This is a genomic window from Klebsiella sp. K5-306 (assembly GCF_051835185.1).
Lineage (GTDB): Bacteria > Pseudomonadota > Gammaproteobacteria > Enterobacterales > Enterobacteriaceae > Klebsiella > Klebsiella oxytoca.
The window spans coordinates 123,573-140,645 of the sequence record NZ_JAIFJY010000011.1; the positions used below are offsets into that span (position 1 = coordinate 123,573).

The 17,073-nt window shown below is 54.5% G+C and carries 17 protein-coding genes; 7 read left to right on the plus strand and 10 right to left on the minus strand.

Annotated elements, in window-relative coordinates:
- Nucleotides 1-20: 20 nt before the first annotated feature.
- Both ampE and ampD read right to left on the minus strand, forming a co-directional pair.
- A complete protein-coding gene (gene ampE, locus K2184_RS17705; protein ID WP_032728902.1) occupies nt 21-875 on the minus strand; it encodes a beta-lactamase regulator AmpE in 855 nt (284 codons plus the stop codon).
- A 9-nt stretch (nt 876-884) separates the two neighbouring features.
- A complete protein-coding gene (ampD, locus tag K2184_RS17710; RefSeq protein WP_004108091.1) occupies nt 885-1,436 on the minus strand; it encodes a 1,6-anhydro-N-acetylmuramyl-L-alanine amidase AmpD in 552 nt (183 codons plus the stop codon).
- Between the two features lie 202 nt (nt 1,437-1,638).
- Between ampD and nadC the strand changes: the two genes are divergently transcribed.
- The 4 genes from nadC (at nt 1,639) to hofC (ending at nt 5,738) form a co-directional block, all read left to right on the plus strand.
- Nucleotides 1,639-2,532, plus strand: coding sequence for a carboxylating nicotinate-nucleotide diphosphorylase (gene nadC, locus K2184_RS17715; protein WP_004108093.1), 894 nt, complete (start codon nt 1,639-1,641; stop codon nt 2,530-2,532).
- 183 nt (nt 2,533-2,715) lie between these two features.
- Nucleotides 2,716-3,147 (plus strand): prepilin peptidase-dependent pilin, encoded by a 432-nt coding sequence (gene ppdD / locus K2184_RS17720; RefSeq protein WP_004108095.1) that lies wholly within the window; start codon nt 2,716-2,718, stop codon nt 3,145-3,147.
- A gap of 10 nt (nt 3,148-3,157) precedes the next feature.
- On the plus strand, nt 3,158-4,543 hold the full coding sequence (gspE, locus tag K2184_RS17725) for a type II secretion system protein GspE (protein ID WP_163524553.1): 1,386 nt from the start codon (nt 3,158-3,160) through the stop codon (nt 4,541-4,543).
- Nucleotides 4,533-5,738, plus strand: a complete 1,206-nt coding sequence (hofC, locus tag K2184_RS17730; RefSeq protein WP_123830155.1) for a protein transport protein HofC — start codon at nt 4,533-4,535, stop codon at nt 5,736-5,738. Before gspE ends, hofC begins: the two co-directional genes overlap by 11 nt.
- Nucleotides 5,739-5,767: 29 nt before the next feature.
- Here hofC and K2184_RS17735 read toward each other — a convergent pair whose 3' ends face one another.
- Nucleotides 5,768-6,811, minus strand: coding sequence for a GMP reductase (locus K2184_RS17735; RefSeq protein WP_004108101.1), 1,044 nt, complete (start codon nt 6,809-6,811; stop codon nt 5,768-5,770).
- Nucleotides 6,812-7,157: 346 nt separating this feature from the next.
- Here K2184_RS17735 and coaE point away from each other — a divergent pair, with 346 nt between their 5' ends.
- The 3 genes from coaE to yacG are packed head-to-tail and all read left to right on the plus strand — an operon-like array spanning nt 7,158 to nt 8,725.
- Nucleotides 7,158-7,778 (plus strand): dephospho-CoA kinase, encoded by a 621-nt coding sequence (gene coaE / locus K2184_RS17740; protein WP_024273729.1) that lies wholly within the window; start codon nt 7,158-7,160, stop codon nt 7,776-7,778.
- Nucleotides 7,778-8,521: a cell division protein ZapD gene (zapD, locus tag K2184_RS17745; RefSeq protein ID WP_004108104.1), complete on the plus strand. Its 744-nt coding sequence runs from the start codon at nt 7,778-7,780 to the stop codon at nt 8,519-8,521. Before coaE ends, zapD begins: the two co-directional genes overlap by 1 nt.
- 9 nt (nt 8,522-8,530) lie before the next feature.
- Complete coding sequence (gene yacG, locus K2184_RS17750) at nt 8,531-8,725, plus strand: DNA gyrase inhibitor YacG (protein ID WP_004108106.1); 195 nt, start codon at nt 8,531-8,533, stop codon at nt 8,723-8,725.
- A 53-nt stretch (nt 8,726-8,778) separates the two neighbouring features.
- Here the strand turns inward: yacG and mutT are convergent, their stop codons facing one another.
- The 7 genes from mutT to ftsQ form a co-directional block, all read right to left on the minus strand.
- Nucleotides 8,779-9,171, minus strand: coding sequence for an 8-oxo-dGTP diphosphatase MutT (mutT, locus tag K2184_RS17755; RefSeq protein ID WP_024273728.1), 393 nt, complete (start codon nt 9,169-9,171; stop codon nt 8,779-8,781).
- Between the two features lie 60 nt (nt 9,172-9,231).
- Nucleotides 9,232-11,937: a preprotein translocase subunit SecA gene (secA, locus tag K2184_RS17760; protein WP_004108109.1), complete on the minus strand. Its 2,706-nt coding sequence runs from the start codon at nt 11,935-11,937 to the stop codon at nt 9,232-9,234.
- A 61-nt stretch (nt 11,938-11,998) separates the two neighbouring features.
- Complete coding sequence (secM, locus tag K2184_RS17765) at nt 11,999-12,508, minus strand: secA translation cis-regulator SecM (protein WP_004108110.1); 510 nt, start codon at nt 12,506-12,508, stop codon at nt 11,999-12,001.
- A 246-nt stretch (nt 12,509-12,754) separates the two neighbouring features.
- Nucleotides 12,755-13,672: a UDP-3-O-acyl-N-acetylglucosamine deacetylase gene (gene lpxC, locus K2184_RS17770; RefSeq protein WP_004098599.1), complete on the minus strand. Its 918-nt coding sequence runs from the start codon at nt 13,670-13,672 to the stop codon at nt 12,755-12,757.
- A gap of 100 nt (nt 13,673-13,772) precedes the next feature.
- Nucleotides 13,773-14,924 carry a cell division protein FtsZ gene (gene ftsZ / locus K2184_RS17775; protein ID WP_004108111.1) on the minus strand — a complete coding sequence of 384 codons (1,152 nt, stop codon included), beginning with the start codon at nt 14,922-14,924 and terminating at the stop codon, nt 13,773-13,775.
- A 62-nt stretch (nt 14,925-14,986) separates the two neighbouring features.
- The gene (gene ftsA / locus K2184_RS17780) at nt 14,987-16,243 is read right to left on the minus strand and encodes a cell division protein FtsA (RefSeq protein WP_004098594.1); all 1,257 of its coding nucleotides are present in this window, start codon (nt 16,241-16,243) and stop codon (nt 14,987-14,989) included.
- A complete protein-coding gene (ftsQ, locus tag K2184_RS17785; protein ID WP_004108112.1) occupies nt 16,240-17,073 on the minus strand; it encodes a cell division protein FtsQ in 834 nt (277 codons plus the stop codon). Before ftsQ ends, ftsA begins: the two co-directional genes overlap by 4 nt.

Below are 17,073 nucleotides of genomic sequence, written 5' to 3' on the forward strand. Positions count from 1 at the left end.
GCCCGCCAGCGGGCAGGTGCTTAAATCAGCGTACCGTAAATCGTCAGCAGCGCCATAATCACGACCACCACCAGCGATGTTTTTTTCGCCATTGAGACCGCCGCCTTCGGCGTTGCCACTTTATCCACATGCGGCTCGCGCGCCAGCGAATACTGCGCCAGGCGCGTCAGCACCTGATACTGCGAAGAGTGGCGGTCGCCCAGCGAAGCAAACCACGCAGGCAAAGCCTTTTCCCCGTGTCCAATCAGCGCGTAGACCACGCCGACCAGACGTACCGGAACCCAGTCGACTACGTGCAAAATGCCGTCAATCCCCGACTGTAAGCGATGACGCGGCGTCTGATAACGCGCCAGCCAGGTCTGCCAGGCCCGCAGCGTACAATAGGCAACCAGAGTTAGCGGCCCCCACGGTCCGCCGACAACGAACCAGAACAGCGGAGCGAGATAGTAGCGGTAGTTAATCCACAGCAGCGCGTTTTGCAGCTCGCTCAGATATTCACGCTGGTCGCAGCCGGGCGGCACGCCGTGGATCAGGGTGAGCTCGCTGGCCATCGCATCGCAGGCGCGGCTATCGTCGCGCGCCGCGGCTTTCAGATAGGCGTGATAGTGCAAACGCACTTTACCTGCGCCAATACACAGCAAACCAAGCAGGATCCAGAACACCAGCAAAGGAACGTTAAACAGCTGCCCTTGCAGCAGGCGCTGAATAACATACACGACCACCGCCGCCGCTGCCGTCATCAGTACGGTGGTCAGCAGGGAATAATGCTTAACCCGGCGAAACAGCACTTCCAGCCGGTGATCGAGCTGCCAGTGCTCGCCAAGCTTAAACAAACGCTCGGCTATAAGTACTAACAGCGTAGTGAACAACGTCATGGCATCTCCTTATTCTGACGACGGGGTTAACAAACTGCGAAATTTAGCCCAGTCAAAGGCCGGACCGGGATCCGTTTTACGCACGGGCGCAATATCGCAATGGCCGGTGATATGGTCAGCTATCGCCGGATAAAGCAAGATAAGCTGACGGGTAACCGCAACCAGTTGCTGATACTGCGCGTCGGTATAGGCCAGCGTATCGGTCCCTTCCAGCTCAATGCCGATGGAAAAATCGTTGCAACGTTCTCGGCCGCGGTAGCTGGAAACGCCCGCGTGCCAGGCACGCTTATCAAAAGGGACATACTGCACGATTTCACCATCGCGGCGAATCAGACAGTGTGCCGAAACGCGAAGATGAGCTATTTCAGCAAAAAAAGGGTGCGCATTCGGATCGAGCGTCCCGCTGAACAGGGCATCAATCCATGGCCCGCCAAACTCACCTGGCGGCAGGCTAATATTATGCACCACCAGCAACGAAGGGGTTTCATTATCCGGGCGGCTATCGTAGTGCGGCGAAGGAACCCGACGCGCTTCTACCAGCCATCCCCCGTTCAACTGCATGTTGATCTCCTTATTACTAGCTTATGCATTCGCGGCACCGTGGCCATCGCATCCCCGGCATCATTTGCGCTCTTCTTCAGTTGGCTAACACCAAAAACTCCACGCTGAAAACCACCGGCGAAATGAAGCGGATGTGGTACGGAAACGTCGTTCAGGTTAGCATGTTTCCCACTTCTGAATCTTATCTATCTGGAGCTTTCTCATGACGCCTCGTCGCTACAATCCCGACCGCCGCCGTGACGCGCTGCTGGAGCGTATTAATCTTGATATTACCGATGCCGTGGCCCAATCCCTGCGGGAAGATTTAGGCGGCGAAGTGGATGCCAATAATGACATTAGCGCCCAATTATTGCCGCAGGACGCACGCTCGCACGCGGTAGTGATCACCCGTGAAGACGGCGTATTTTGTGGTAAACGCTGGGTGGAAGAGGTCTTTATTCAGCTTGCGGGCGATGATGTTAACTTCACCTGGCATGTTGCCGATGGCGATGCGGTAAAAGCCAACCAGCCGCTGTTCGAGCTGGAAGGCCCTTCGCGTATTTTGCTTACCGGCGAACGTACCGCGCTTAATTTCGTGCAGACACTCTCCGGGGTGGCAAGCGAAGTTCGTCGCTATGTCGACCTACTGGCCGGCACTAAAACTCAGCTGCTCGATACACGCAAAACGCTGCCTGGACTGCGCACGGCGCTAAAATATGCCGTTCTTTGCGGCGGCGGCGCCAACCATCGTCTGGGTCTCTCCGATGCCTTTCTGATTAAAGAGAACCATATTATCGCTTCCGGCTCGGTACGGCAGGCGGTAGAAAAAGCGTTCTGGCTGCACCCGGATGTTCCGGTAGAAGTCGAAGTTGAAAACCTTGAAGAGCTGGATGAAGCGCTGAAAGCCGGTGCCGACATTATTATGCTCGATAACTTCACTACCGATATGATGCGCGAGGCGGTCAAACTCACCAATGGCCAGGCAGCGCTGGAAGTCTCCGGCAACGTCACATTCGACACCATTCGTGAATTCGCTGAAACCGGCGTCGATTACATTTCCGTAGGCGCATTGACCAAGCACGTCCGCGCTCTTGATCTCTCTATGCGTTTCCGCTAATTCCCTCGCCCCGGTTTGCACTTCATGCCGGGGCGCACTTTTGCGAACCGACTCGCACGCCAGTAATCTCTCGCTGCAACCCGCAAAAAAAGCCTGGAAGCCTGCTTCCTTAGGCGCGATCCGCTGCTCGTATCGCAGAATAAAGCCCGGCAAAGTGCTCCCGAGGATAACAAGGAGCAACTTATGGACAAACAACGTGGTTTTACTTTAATCGAACTGATGGTGGTCATCGGAATCATCGCGATACTCAGCGCAATCGGCATTCCGGCTTATCAGAACTACCTACGAAAAGCAGCACTTACCGATATGCTGCAAACCTTCGTCCCTTTCCGCACCGCCATTGAGCTTTGCGCGCTTGAGCACGGCGGCATAACCACCTGCGATGGCGGCAGCAACGGTATCCCTTCGCCCGCGACTACTCGCTATGTCTCGGCCATGACCGTGGCGGCAGGCGTTGTCACGCTCACCGGACAGGAAAGTCTCAATGGCTTAAGCGTCACGATGACGCCGAACTGGGATAACGCTAACGGCATTACCGGCTGGCAGCGCGTGTGCAATATTACCGGTGATAGCGCACTCAAGCAGGCCTGTGAAGACGTGTTCCGTTTTAACTGAGGCCGCAGCAATGAAAACTGAACAATTAATACCTCTCTGCCAGCGCTATCACGCCTTGCTGCTTGACAGCAATGAACACACTATCGCTATCGCCGTGGTTGATGCCCCTGCCCCGGAGCTGCTGGAGGCGCTACGTTTTGCGACTCAGAAAAGGATTGATATCGAATGCTGGAGCCAGGATCGGATGGACAAGCGGCTGCAGGAACCGGGAATAGCAACGCTTGCCCCGCCTGTCGAAGCTTCAGCCAGCATCGTTGAACAGGTCAATAATCTTCTGGAACAAGCTCTACGCCAGCGCGCATCGGATATTCATATCGAACCAGGCGAACAGCAACTGAGAATTCGCCTGCGGGTAGATGGCGTACTACATTCTCTGACGCCGCTGGCCCCGGAACTTGCCGCACCTATTACCGCCCGGCTTAAGGTGCTCGGCAATCTGGATATTGCCGAACATCGAACGCCGCAGGACGGCCAGTTCACCCTTACGCTCTCAGATCGTCCGATCTCGTTTCGGATCGCTACGCTTCCCTGCCGTGGAGGAGAAAAAATCGTTCTGCGCCTGTTACACCAGGTCGAGCAGACGCTGGACCTCGAAGCGCTGGGGCTCTCTTCACAACAGCTTGCCGCCTTTCGCTCGGCGCTTAACCAACCTCAGGGACTGATACTGGTCACCGGTCCGACGGGAAGCGGAAAAACCGTCACTCTTTATAGCGCGCTGCAGGCGCGAAATCGTGATGAGGTCAACATCTGTAGCGTGGAAGATCCGCTGGAGATCCCCATCGTGGGAATGAATCAAACGCAGATTAACCCACGCGCGGGGCTCACTTTTCACAGCGTACTGCGCGCCCTGCTACGTCAGGATCCCGATATCGTTATGGTGGGAGAGATACGCGATGCTGAAACCGCGGAAATTGCGATAAAAGCAGCGCAAACCGGGCATCTGGTACTCTCAACATTGCACACCAATTCAACGTGTGAAACGCTGGTTCGCCTGCAGCAGATGGGCGTTGCGCGCTGGATGGTCTCATCCGCGCTCTCGCTGGTTGTCGCTCAACGCCTGGTACGGAAACTGTGCCCGCACTGCCGCCGTGAAACCGGCAGTTCGACCAACGTCCCGCATAGCCTGTGGCCGCGATCGCTTCCTCAGTGGCAGGCTCCGGGCTGCCAGCACTGCTATCACGGCTACTACGGTCGCCTGGCACTCTTCGAACTGCTGCCGGTTAATACCGCACTGCGGCAGGGGATTACCCAGGGCCTTAGCGCTGAGGAAATCGAAACGCTGGCGCGGGAATCCGGCATGATGACGCTGTTTGAAAGCGGCTGTCTGGCTGTAGAGCGTGGGATGACAAGTCTGGAAGAAGTGGTACGCGTTTTAGGGATCCCGCATGGCGACTAAACGACTCTGGCGCTGGCACGGTATCGATGGTCAGGGGATGCCCTGCCAGGGAACGCTCTGGCAGGATAATCGCCCTGAGGCATTGCAAAGCCTGGAGCGAGAGCGAATCATCCCGCTTACGCTGCGCCGCTGTAGTGTGCAAAAGTCCCTCTGGCATCCACGCTACAGCGGTGAGGTTATTCGCCAGCTGGCCGCCCTTCTCCAGGCCGGTCTTCCCCTTGCTGAGGGGCTTGGACTGCTGGCGCAGCAGCAGCCTAACGCGCAGTGGCAGGCATTGCTGCAAACCCTGGCTGAGGATCTGGCGCAAGGCATTTCGCTTTCAGGCTCCCTTGAAAAATGGCCCGAAGCTTTTCCTCCGCTCTATCTGGCAATGATCCGCACCGGAGAACTTACCGGTAAACTGGAGCTATGCTGCGCGCAGTTAGCTCATCAGCAGCGAGAACAGCGACTGCTTAGTGAAAAAGTCAAAAAGGCCCTGCGCTATCCTCTGATTATTTTGTCCCTGGCGCTACTGGTGGTGATGGGAATGCTGTGCTTTGTTTTGCCAGAGTTTGCTGCCATTTATCAAACCTTCAATACCCCGCTACCGCTGCTGACCCGCGCGGTCATGGGCATTGGCGAAGGGTTAACTCACTATTGGCCATTGCTCGCTGCGCTGCTCGTTTTACCTGCGATACTCAACCGACTGATTTGCCAGAGGCCCGACTGGCTGCTGTATCGTCAGAAAGTTCTCCATAAGCTGCCGGTGTTTGGCAAACTGCTGTGCGGTCAGCGGCTTAGCCAGATATTTACCGTACTCGCATTGACGCAAAGCGCCGGTATCAGCTTTCTGCAGGGCCTGCAAAGCGTGGAAGAAACCCTGAGCTGTCCGCTATGGCGACAAAGGCTGCAGCAGGTTTCCCGGCAAATCACTCACGGCGCGCCCATCTGGCAGGCGCTCACTGACAGCGGAGGATTCACGCCGCTCTGTTTGCAACTGATACGTACCGGTGAAGCTTCGGGTTCGCTGGATACCATGCTGGAAAATCTGGCTCGCCATCACAGTGAGCAGACGCAACAGCAGGCGGATAACCTGGCCACCTTACTGGAACCGATGATGCTGGTCGTTACCGGAACGATTGTCGGCGTACTGGTAGTCGCGATGTATTTACCCATTTTTCATCTGGGCGACGCCATTAGCGGGATGGGGGGATAGCGCTGGCGCAGACGCGCCAGCGAGTTGCGTTACAGGCTGTTGAACACGCGGTTCTCTTGTTCCTGTACGCGAATAAAAGTCGTGCGTTTAGTCAATTCTTTCAGGCGTGAAGCACCAACGTAGGTGCATGCGGAACGCAGGCCGCCAAGGATATCGCGCGCGGTATTTTCAACCGGGCCGCGCAGAGGCAGCTTAACGGTTTTGCCTTCAGCCGCACGATACTGCGCTACGCCGCCAACGTGACGGGTCATCGCCGACTCGGAGCTCATACCGTAGAACAGCATAAATTTTTCGCCGTTCTCTTCAACTACGGTACCGCCGCTTTCTTCGTGACCGGCCAGCATACCGCCAAGCATCACGAAATCCGCGCCGCCGCCGAATGCTTTAGCCACATCGCCCGGCATAGTACAACCGCCGTCGCTGATAATCTGCCCGCCCAGGCCGTGCGCCGCGTCGGCGCATTCAATTACGGCGGAAAGCTGCGGATATCCGACGCCAGTTTTTACGCGAGTCGTACATACGGACCCCGGACCAATGCCAACCTTCACAATATCGGCGCCAGAAAGAACCAGCTCTTCACACATTTCACCGGTCACAACGTTACCCGCAATAATAGTTTTCTGCGGCCAGGCTTCGCGAGCTTTGGCCACAAACTGCACGAAGTGCTCGGAGTAACCATTCGCCACATCAATGCACACAAAGCTAAGCTGCGGGTTCTGCAGCAGTATCTGCTTCGTTTTTTCGAAATCCGCATCGGAAGTGCCGGTTGAGACCATGACATGCTGCAGGACATCCGCAGAAACGCCCTGAACAAACGCCTGCCACTGTTCAACGCTGTAATGCTTATGAACTGCGGTCAGAACGCCAAAAGAAGCCAGCGCTTTGGCCATAGCAAACGTGCCCACCGTATCCATGTTGGCGGCAATGATCGGCACACCAGACCAGGTCTGGCCAGAATGTTTGAAAGTGAATTCACGTTCCAGCTGTACATCAGAACGGCTTTTGAGGGTAGAGCGTTTCGGGCGGATAAGAACGTCTTTAAAACCAAGCTTCAGATCTTCTTCAATACGCATGTGCGAATTCCTGGGGTTAATTGCATTATTGTGAGAGCACAACTCCAGTGACGTTATCATACGCACGAATCATGGCCGCGCAAGACTGCGATTTTCACTTTTTTTACGCTACAATCGTATAAATTTACCTGGTGAATAGACAAAAGCGAACCCGCGATATTTAATCGCCAGCGTATCATTTTTAACCACTTGATTTACATGTGTAAAAAGAATCAGAATGCGTAGTGACAGCAGATTATCGGTTTGATATTACGTCGATAAAACAGCTGCGGCGTCGCTGTCATGTCGTAAATAACGGCGCTGTTAGTTGAAAATATGCATGTAGTCAGTTTCAGGATCGAGGTGTATGACGTACACGGTGGCGTTAACAGGCGGCATTGGCAGCGGTAAAAGTACCGTAGCCGATGCGTTCGCACAGCTCGGCGTTAACGTTATTGATGCTGACATTATCGCGCGCCAGGTGGTGGAGCCCGGTACACCGGGGCTAAGCGCTATTGCTCAACGCTTTGGTGCGCAGATGCTCAACGAAGATGGTACCCTGAACCGTCGTGCTCTGCGCGAGCATATTTTTGCTCATGACGAGGATAAGCGCTGGCTAAACGCGCTGCTGCACCCGCAAATTCAGCAGGAAACGCGTCGGCAGATACAGCTTGCCACCTCGCCTTATATTCTCTGGGTTGTACCTCTACTGGTCGAAAATGGTTTGTCCGCCAAAGCCGACCGCGTACTGGTTGTCGATGTGCCAAAAGAGACGCAAATTGAGCGTACGATGCTTCGCGATCGGGTCAGTCGGCAACATGCGGAACATATTCTTGCCGCTCAGGCGACGCGCGAGCAGCGCCTTGCCGTAGCGGATGATGTTATTGAAAATATGGGTTCACCTGATGTCATAGCATCAGCTGTCGCCCGCCTGCATGCAAAGTATCAACGTCTGGCATCGCAGGCCGCCTCACAGGAAAAACCGTAATGCATACCCCTGTTCTTTTTGAACATCCGCTTAATGAAAAGATGCGCACCTGGCTACGCATTGAATTTTTACTTCAGCAGTTATCCGTTCATCCGGCGATTACCACTCATGCGGATGCGCTGCATTTCTTCCGCAATATCGGCGATCTTTTAGATGTTTTAGAACGCGGTGAAGTCCGTACCGATCTGATGAAAGAGCTGGATCGCCAACAGAGGAAACTGCAATCCTGGGCAGAAGTACCTGGGGTCGATCAGGATCGCATCAATGAATTACGCCAGCAGCTAAAACAATCCGGCAGCACATTAATGTCCGCCCCGCGGATCGGCCAGTATCTGCGAGAAGACCGTCTGATCGCCCTGGTGCGCCAGCGCTTAAGCATCCCAGGTGGCTGCTGTAGCTTTGACCTCCCGACGCTGCATATCTGGCTGCATATGCCGCAGGCATACCGCGATGAGCAGGTCGGTAAGTGGCTGACAAGCCTTGAACCTTTAACGCAATCCTTGCTGCTTGTTCTCGATCTCATCCGCAACTCGGCACCTTTCCGTAAGCAGACCAGCCTGAACGGTTTTTATCAGGACAACGGCGAGGACGCCGACCTGCTGCGTCTGCGCCTGGATCTTGCCAGCCAGCTCTACCCGCAAATTTCAGGTCATAAGAGCCGTTTTGCCATCCGCTTTATGCCGCTGGACAGCGAGCACGGTATTGTGCCGGAACGTTTTGATTTTGAACTGGCCTGCTGTTAAGGAGCGAAAATGTCAGAAGAGATAACCGTTAATTGCCCAACCTGCGGCAAAATTGTGATCTGGAATGAACAGAGTCCACATCGTCCGTTCTGCTCCAAACGCTGTCAGCTCATTGATTTAGGCGAATGGGCGGCGGAAGAGAAACGCATCCCGAGCAGCAGCGATCTGTCAGATAGCGATGGCTGGAGTGAGGATAAAGAGTAAAACCGGGCTAGCCCAAAGATACCTTGCCGGATCGCGGTCTCGCCCGGTCCGGCTTAACTCCCGGCCGCTAGTTTTGCTATCACGGGTTCATTTGCCGGAGGAAAATCTTCGGCGACGAGCGCGCTTTGCGCTATCCAGCGCCCTGGCTGCCCCTCTTTCCCCCACGGCTCGCCATCCCAGCTTTCCACCAGCCAGAACCACAGCGTTATATGACGGTCGGGAAACTGATACTCCAGCTTATCGAACAGGCTGGAAGCTCTCACTGTAATACCCACTTCTTCCTGTAGTTCACGCACTAAGGCCTGCTCTGACGACTCGCCCTCTTCAATTTTCCCACCAGGAAATTCAAGCTTATTCGCCATATGCGCGTCGGCAGCTCGCTGGGTGATGAAAATTTCGCCTCGCGCATTGCGGATAATACCGACGGAAATCTGTAGTGTTTTCATTGTGCTTCTTCCATAAAAAAGGCGCAGATATCTGCGCCCTTGTATTCAACGTTGTTGAGCTTAGCTCAGACGACCGTGGCACTGCTTATATTTTTTTCCAGAGCCGCACGGACAAGGATCGTTACGGCCCACTTTACGCTCGCCGGTTTGTTCAGCCAGCGCGGCCGCAGCTGCGCTCTCATCGTCCTGATGGCTCAGCTGTTGCATCTGCGCCAGACGCTCAGCGTCTTCACGACGCTGCTGCTCCATCGCTTCCACCTCTTCCGGCATCCGCACCTGAACTTTGCTCAGCGTGCTGATCACTTCGTATTTTAGTGATTCCAGCATTGCAGCAAACATAGAGAAGGATTCACGCTTATATTCCTGCTTCGGATCTTTCTGCGCATAGCCGCGCAGATGGATACCCTGACGCAGGTAGTCCATCGCCGCCAGGTGCTCTTTCCACAGTGAGTCCAGCGTTTGCAGCATGACGCCTTTTTCGAAGTGACGCATCATCTCAGCGCCAACCACTTCTTCCTTACGCTGATAGGTTTCAATGGCGCTCTGCAGAATGCGCTCGCGTAGCGTTTCTTCATGCAGCTCCGGTTCTTTATCCAGCCACTCTTTGAGCGGCAGATCGAGGTCGAAGTCATTTTTCAGACGTTCTTGCAGTCCTTCCACATCCCACATTTCTTCCAGCGACTGCGGAGGAATATGGGCATCGATAGTGGCTTTAAATACGTCTTCACGAATGCTGTTGATCGTTTCGCTCACGTCGGTCACGTCGAGCAGTTCATTACGCTGGGTGTAAATAGCGCGACGCTGGTCGTTGGCCACGTCATCATATTCCAGCAGCTGCTTACGGATATCGAAGTTGCGGCTCTCGACTTTGCGCTGGGCATTGGCAATCGCCTTGGTCACCCAAGGATGCTCGATAGCCTCACCCGGCTTCATACCCAGTTTACGCATCATGCCGGACACGCGGTCAGACGCGAAGATGCGCATCAGGGCATCTTCCATCGACAGATAGAAACGGGAAGAACCCGCATCCCCCTGACGACCTGAACGGCCGCGCAGCTGGTTATCGATACGGCGAGATTCATGGCGCTCGGTCCCGATGATATGCAGACCGCCGGCGGCCAACACCGCATCGTGGCGAACCTGCCAGTCGGCTTTGATCTGAGCAATCTGTTCCGGCGTCGGGTCTTCCAGCTGGGCGACTTCCGCCTGCCAGCTACCGCCGAGCATGATATCAGTACCACGGCCCGCCATGTTGGTCGCAATGGTCACTGCTGATGGGTAGCCCGCCTGAGCAACGATGTCCGCTTCGCTGGCGTGGAATTTCGCATTCAGCACGTTGTGCTTGATGCCCGCTTTCGTCAATTCTTTGGAGACCACTTCTGATTTTTCGATTGAAATGGTACCCACCAGCACCGGCTGACCCGCAGCGGTACGCTCTTTAATATCTTCGATAATGGCCTGAATTTTTTCCGCTTCGGTCATATAAACCAGGTCCGCCATGTCTTTACGAATCATCGGGCGGTTGGTCGGAACCACAACGGTATCCAGCTTGTAGATCGAGCTAAATTCAAACGCTTCGGTATCGGCGGTACCGGTCATTCCTGCCAGCTTCTCGTACAGGCGGAAATAGTTCTGGAAGGTAATTGAAGCCAGCGTCTGGTTCTCGTTTTGAATCTCAACGCCTTCTTTCGCTTCCACCGCCTGGTGCAGGCCATCAGACCAGCGACGTCCCTGCATCGTACGGCCGGTATGCTCGTCGACGATGATAACTTCGCCATCTTTAACGATATAGTCAACATCACGGGTAAACAGCACGTGCGCGCGCAGCGCGGCGGTCACGTGGTGCATCAGCATGATATTGGTCGGAGAGTACAGCGACTCGCCTTCATCCATAATGCCTTCATTGACCAGCAGCTCTTCAATCAGCACCAGACCGCGTTCGGTCAGGTTAACCTGGCGCGCTTTCTCATCAACGGAGAAATGCCCTTCGCCGGTAAAGGTCTCGGAGTCTTCTTTTTCCTGGCGGATCAGATGCGGGATGATTTTGTTCACTTTCTTATACATTTCCGAACTGTCTTCAGCCGGGCCAGAAATGATAAGCGGGGTACGTGCTTCATCGATGAGGATGGAGTCGACTTCATCCACCAGCGCATAGTGCAGTTTGCGCTGTACGCGTTCTTCAGGGCTGAACGCCATGTTGTCGCGCAGATAGTCAAAGCCATATTCGTTGTTGGTGCCGTAAGTAATATCGGCGGCGTAGGCTTCGCGCTTGGCTGGCGCAGGCAGGCCAGACATGTTAATCCCAACGCTCATACCGAGGAACTCAAACAGCGGACGGTTGTTCTCCGCATCACGCTGCGCCAGATAGTCGTTGACGGTGACCACGTGAACACCTTTGCCGGTCAGCGCATTAAGATATGCTGGTAAGGTGGCGGTCAGGGTTTTACCTTCACCAGTGCGCATTTCCGCAATGCAGCGCTCGTTGAGGACCATGCCGCCCAGCAGCTGAACGTCAAAGTGACGCATGCCGAAGACGCGCTTACTGGCCTCACGTACAACGGCAAAGGCTTCCGGGATCAGGCTCTCAAGGCTTTCACCTTTTTCCAGACGCGCGCGGAACTCAGCGGTTTTCGCTTTCAGTTCGTCATCGGAAAGTTTTTCCATGGCCGGTTCCATGGCGTTGATAACGTTGACGGCTTTGCGCATACGACGCAGCGTACGGTCGTTACGGCTACCGAATACTTTAGTTAATAATTTGATTAGCATAATAAAATCTCAAACGCCCCGCAGTGCGGAGTCACAAAAAATGGAATGGTCCGTATTTGTTTCAGCTGAGACGTTGAGGCCCGGCGCGTATGCCCGTAACCTGGCTTATCCAGGTACAGACGCGAAACGCACATTGGGAGAAGGTGGGATTGTATGCCACCAGGTGAACGATGACCGGAGGTTTACTCTCCTGCGTCAACAGCGCGCTAAGCGTATCGAGGAGCGCGAGATGCTGCGCCTGCAGCGGTGAAGACTCCTCAGCTACCGGCAGCGCCTGCGGCGCCATCGCAAAAGAGAGATGGCGGATGACCGTACGAATGGCATGCTGATGCCAGTAATCAACGGTAAAATTTGGCCGACGACTGGAAGACTCCAGTAGCGCGAGCTGAGAAAAATTGACTTTAGCAGGGTTGTGGTTGCTGGAAGTTGTTTTTGCCGGCGACGCGGTCTCATGCTCATGGCCGTTGCTAAGCGCAGGCAGGCCAAGGCTAGCCGCGACCATCCCCAACAGGAGATGCGGCCAGAAATACCTTCTGCCAAACTGTCGCCAGCGCGTCAGCAATCCACTCACTTAACTTACCTTTTGTTGGTAACAACCCTGATAAATATTTTGCGTCCAAATACTAACATTAATACGCCATCACGGCAGCAGGAATGAGGGCTCGGGCGGGGTAAAAACGTCTAAAAAAGGAACGAACGCGCAGTAAAGACGGGTAAAACTGGAAGCTGGGTGCAGCGGAAACGCAAAAAGAAAACGACTGGTTCCCTGGCCGGAGAGAGTACCAGGTTACCAGTCGAATTTACTACAGGATCTGGCTTATGCCAGAACCAGTGTCGGCGCGCGGAACGCCAGCGGCATCTCTGCGTCGTCCTCGAAGGTCACATACTCCCAGGCTTCCTGTTTTGCCAGAACAGCCTGCAGCAGTTTGTTATTCAACGCATGGCCGGACTTGTACGCCGTAAATGCACCGATAATATTGTGACCGCACATAAACAGGTCGCCAATCGCATCCAGCATTTTATGACGGACAAATTCGTCTTCAAAGCGCAAACCGTCTTCGTTCAGTACGCGATAATCGTCAACAACGATGGCACAATCGAAGCTGCCGCCCAGGCACAGGCCGCGGGACTGCAGATATTCGATATCGCGCATGAAACCAAAGGTACGCGCACGGCTAATCTGGCGCATAAACGCATCGGCCGAGAAGTTCATTGCGTAGCGCTGGCTGCTGGAGTCAATCGCCGGATGGTTAAAATCAATGGTGAAGTCCAGTGAAAAACCATTATACGGTTTGAATTCAGCCCATTTATCGCCATCTTCGACGCGAACGGTCTCTTTGATACGCACAAATTTCTTAGCGCAGTTCAGTTCATCGATGCCGGCATCCAGCAACAGATAAACGAACGGAGCCGCACTACCGTCCATAATCGGGACTTCCGGGGCATCGACTTCAATAATAATGTTGTCGATACCTAAGCCAGCCAGGGCAGCATTAAGGTGCTCAACCGTCGATATCCGCACGTCATGCTCGTTGACCAGGCAAGTACAGAGCATGGTATCACGCACAGATTTGGCATCAGCCGGAAAATCAACCGGTGGATTCAAGTCGGTGCGACGATAGATGACCCCGGTATTTGCCGGCGCAGGGCGTAACGTCAGGGTGACTTTCTTGCCGGTATGCAAACCGACGCCAGTCGCCTGAACGATACGTTTAAGAGTCCTTTGTTTGATCATCGTATAATCTCGCCAAGTTACCTATCCAACCGAAGTGTACTATACATTCGGCAGGCCAGTTTAGCACAAAGAGCGCAGATGCCCAACTTCCAGCCAATTCTTAATCGGCTTGCTTACGCAGGAAGGCTGGAATATCCAGATAATCCGGCTCTTTTGCGGTTTGCGGCGTATTGTCGTTTACCACTTTCGAAACCGGTTTCTGCTCTTGATTCAGTGGGGACATGCCGTGCTGCTGGTAACGATCCATCACCGGCTGCTGAACCTGCTTGTTGGTGACCAGGGTAATTTCCGGACGTTTGTCCATACCGATACCGGTGGCAACCACGGTTACGCGCAGTTCGTCGTTCATATCCGGGTCCAGAGAGGTACCGATAACCACGGTCGCGTTATCCGAAGCAAATGCACGGATCGTGTTACCCACGGTTTCGAACTCATCGAGACGCAGATCGAAGCCAGCGGTGATGTTAACCAGGACGCCGCGGGCGCCGGACAGATCGATATCTTCCAGCAGCGGGGAAGAGATAGCCATTTCAGCCGCTTCTTCCGCACGGTCTTCACCGCTCGCTACGCCGGAGCCCATCATCGCATAGCCCATTTCAGACATCACGGTACGTACGTCCGCAAAGTCGACGTTCATCAGGCCTGGGCGCGTAATCAGTTCAGCGATACCCTGCACCGCGCCTTTCAGCACGTCGTTAGCCGCACCGAAGGCGTCAAGCAGCGAAATACCGCGCCCCAGAACTTTCAGCAGCTTATCGTTCGGGATGGTGATCAGAGAATCCACGTGCTTGGACAGCTCGGTGATACCCTGCTCGGCGAATGCCATACGCTTCTTGCCTTCAAAATTGAACGGCTTAGTCACGACGGCAACGGTCAGGATGCCTAAATCTTTGGCGACTTCAGCAACCACGGGCGCAGCACCGGTTCCGGTCCCGCCGCCCATACCTGCTGCGATAAACACCATGTCGGCGCCATCAAGAGCGGCACGCAGCGCTTCACGGTCTTCATCCGCTGCGTTACGGCCCACTTCCGGGTTTGCGCCTGCGCCCAGCCCCTTGGTAATACCGCTGCCGATCTGGATAGTCTGGCCAACAGCCGTTTTGCGCAGTGCCTGCGCGTCGGTGTTCACCGCGAAAAATTCAACACCCTCAATGCGCTCGCGCACCATGTGCTCAACGGCGTTACCGCCGCCGCCACCGACGCCGATGACTTTAATCACCGCGTCGTTGGTCAGTTCCATAGGTTCAAACATAATTTCTCTCTCCGTTGTGCCTGTCGCCTGAGAACGCTAATTTTCTGCGTTCTCTTAAAAAATTAAAACTCTTTTCGCAACCAACTGTTGAGTCGTTTGATCCACGACCCGACCGTTACGCGTTTTTCCACTTCTGCTTCACCACTGAGATGAGATTCCTTCCCGTAGTGCAGCAGCCCAACCGCCGTCGAGTAATACGGTTCCTGGGCATAATCCGTTAATCCGGTAATGTTCAGCGGCGCGCCAATTCGCACCTGCGTGTGAAACACGCGCTGCGCACAGGCGGCAAGCCCTTCAATTTGCGCCGCACCGCCGGTTAATACAATCCCTGCCGCCAGATGATGCTTGACGCCCTGCTGACGAAGCTGTTCCTGCAGTTGCAGAATCTCTTCATTCACGAGGTTGAGCAATTCGGTATAACGCGGCTCAATAACCTCTGCCAGAGTCTGACGCTGCAGGCTGCGGGGTGGACGCCCACCCACGCTCGGCACTTCGACGTTTTCATCTTTACCAACGATGGAGCCCAGCGCGCAGCCGTGGCGCACTTTAATGGCTTCGGCATCGCTCGGCGGCGTACCGAAAGCGTAAGCAATATCGCTGGTCACAACGTTCCCCGCATAAGGGATCACTTTGGTATGACGCAGCGCGCCGCCGGTATACACCGCGATATCCATTGTACCACCGCCGATATCCACCACGCAGACACCCAGTTCACGTTCATCTTCCGTTAAAACGGAATAGCTGGCGGCTAAACCGGCGAAGATGAGCTGGTCGACTTTCAGACCGCAGCGCTCCACCGCTTTGACAATATTTTTCGCCATATCGTTATGGCAGGTAATCAAATGCACTTTTGCCTGCATACGTACGCCAGACAGGCCGACGGGGTTTTTTATCCCCTCCTGGTAGTCAATAGCGTACTCTTGCGGAATAACGTGCAGAACGCGGTGTTCATCGCGCACGCGAACCGATTTGGCGGTATGCACCACGTTCTCGACGTCATCCTGAGTGACTTCTTCTTCAGAAATCGGCACCATACCAATTTCATTTTGACAGCTGATATGCTTGCCTGAAAGCGCCAGATAGACTGACGAGATCTGGCAATCCGCCATCAGTTCGGCCTGGTCAATGGCGCGCTGTACGCATTTCACCACGGATTCCAGGTCGTTCACTCCGCCTTTATCCATACCACGCGATGGGCAACTGCCCACGCCAATGATATTAATCATACCGTCGGGCAGAACTTCCCCTACTAAAGCGGCAACCTTAGCGGTGCCAATCTCCAGTCCAACTACCAGTTTTCTGTCCGTCGCCTTGATCATTGTTGTTCTGCCTGTGCCTGATTCTGTTGTTGATTAGTTTCCTCTGCGGGAACCGGTACCCAACCGACTGCCGCTCCCGAGTCATAACGCAAATCAACGTAGCTTATCCGTTTGCCGTCGGTCTGCGCCTGCTGCTGAAGAACCGGGTAGAGTTCCATAAAGCGCTGAAGCCGTTTCATGGTGTCGCCTCGGCCAAGATTGAGCTTAATATCGTTATTAAGCGTCAATTGCCAGGAGCGACGCGCGGTCATTGCCGCCACTTTCAACGTGAATTTATCCTTTGCCAGCACCTGCCCCATGTCACGGTACCCCTGAAGAACTTCGTTCTCACTACCTTCCGGGCCGTATAACATCGGTAAATTCTGTTTACTGGTGCGATCTGACGGCACGCTGAAAGAATTGCCTTCGACGTCTACCATATGCTGATCATTCCAGCGCGCAATCGGCACATATTCAACCAGATGAATCTTCAATTCGTCCGGCCATTGCTTTCTGACGCTCGCCTGCTTAATCCACGGCAGGCGTTCAATCTGGCTTTGAATAATATTGACGTCCTGAGTCATAAAGGTGCCCGGCGACCCCAATGCCAGTATCGCCTGACGGATATCATCGTTGCGCGTGTAGTGACGCTCTCCGGTGACGACCATCTTCGACAGCGGTAATCGCTGTGCATCTTCCATCCAGCCCAGAACCATCCAGCCGCTGACCAGCACGGTACAGAGCACCGCCAGCAGGAAGAAAATACCTGCCAGACGAGAGCCATTACTTCGACGCGAAGAAGATTCTTCTTCCTCTTCGTGGTTCCGCGTATTCAGCGCAGCCTGCGACAT

Coding starts and splice junctions, on each gene's coding strand:
- ampE (WP_032728902.1), bottom strand. CDS start 875: ATGACGTTGTTCACTACGCTGTTAGTACTTATAGCCGAGCGTTTGTTT.
- ampD (WP_004108091.1), bottom strand. CDS start 1,436: ATGCAGTTGAACGGGGGATGGCTGGTAGAAGCGCGTCGGGTTCCTTCG.
- nadC (WP_004108093.1), top strand. CDS start 1,639: ATGACGCCTCGTCGCTACAATCCCGACCGCCGCCGTGACGCGCTGCTG.
- ppdD (WP_004108095.1), top strand. CDS start 2,716: ATGGACAAACAACGTGGTTTTACTTTAATCGAACTGATGGTGGTCATC.
- gspE (WP_163524553.1), top strand. CDS start 3,158: ATGAAAACTGAACAATTAATACCTCTCTGCCAGCGCTATCACGCCTTG.
- hofC (WP_123830155.1), top strand. CDS start 4,533: ATGGCGACTAAACGACTCTGGCGCTGGCACGGTATCGATGGTCAGGGG.
- K2184_RS17735 (WP_004108101.1), bottom strand. CDS start 6,811: ATGCGTATTGAAGAAGATCTGAAGCTTGGTTTTAAAGACGTTCTTATC.
- coaE (WP_024273729.1), top strand. CDS start 7,158: ATGACGTACACGGTGGCGTTAACAGGCGGCATTGGCAGCGGTAAAAGT.
- zapD (WP_004108104.1), top strand. CDS start 7,778: ATGCATACCCCTGTTCTTTTTGAACATCCGCTTAATGAAAAGATGCGC.
- yacG (WP_004108106.1), top strand. CDS start 8,531: ATGTCAGAAGAGATAACCGTTAATTGCCCAACCTGCGGCAAAATTGTG.
- mutT (WP_024273728.1), bottom strand. CDS start 9,171: ATGAAAACACTACAGATTTCCGTCGGTATTATCCGCAATGCGCGAGGC.
- secA (WP_004108109.1), bottom strand. CDS start 11,937: ATGCTAATCAAATTATTAACTAAAGTATTCGGTAGCCGTAACGACCGT.
- lpxC (WP_004098599.1), bottom strand. CDS start 13,672: ATGATCAAACAAAGGACTCTTAAACGTATCGTTCAGGCGACTGGCGTC.
- ftsZ (WP_004108111.1), bottom strand. CDS start 14,924: ATGTTTGAACCTATGGAACTGACCAACGACGCGGTGATTAAAGTCATC.
- ftsA (WP_004098594.1), bottom strand. CDS start 16,243: ATGATCAAGGCGACGGACAGAAAACTGGTAGTTGGACTGGAGATTGGC.
- ftsQ (WP_004108112.1), bottom strand. CDS start 17,073: ATGTCGCAGGCTGCGCTGAATACGCGGAACCACGAAGAGGAAGAAGAA.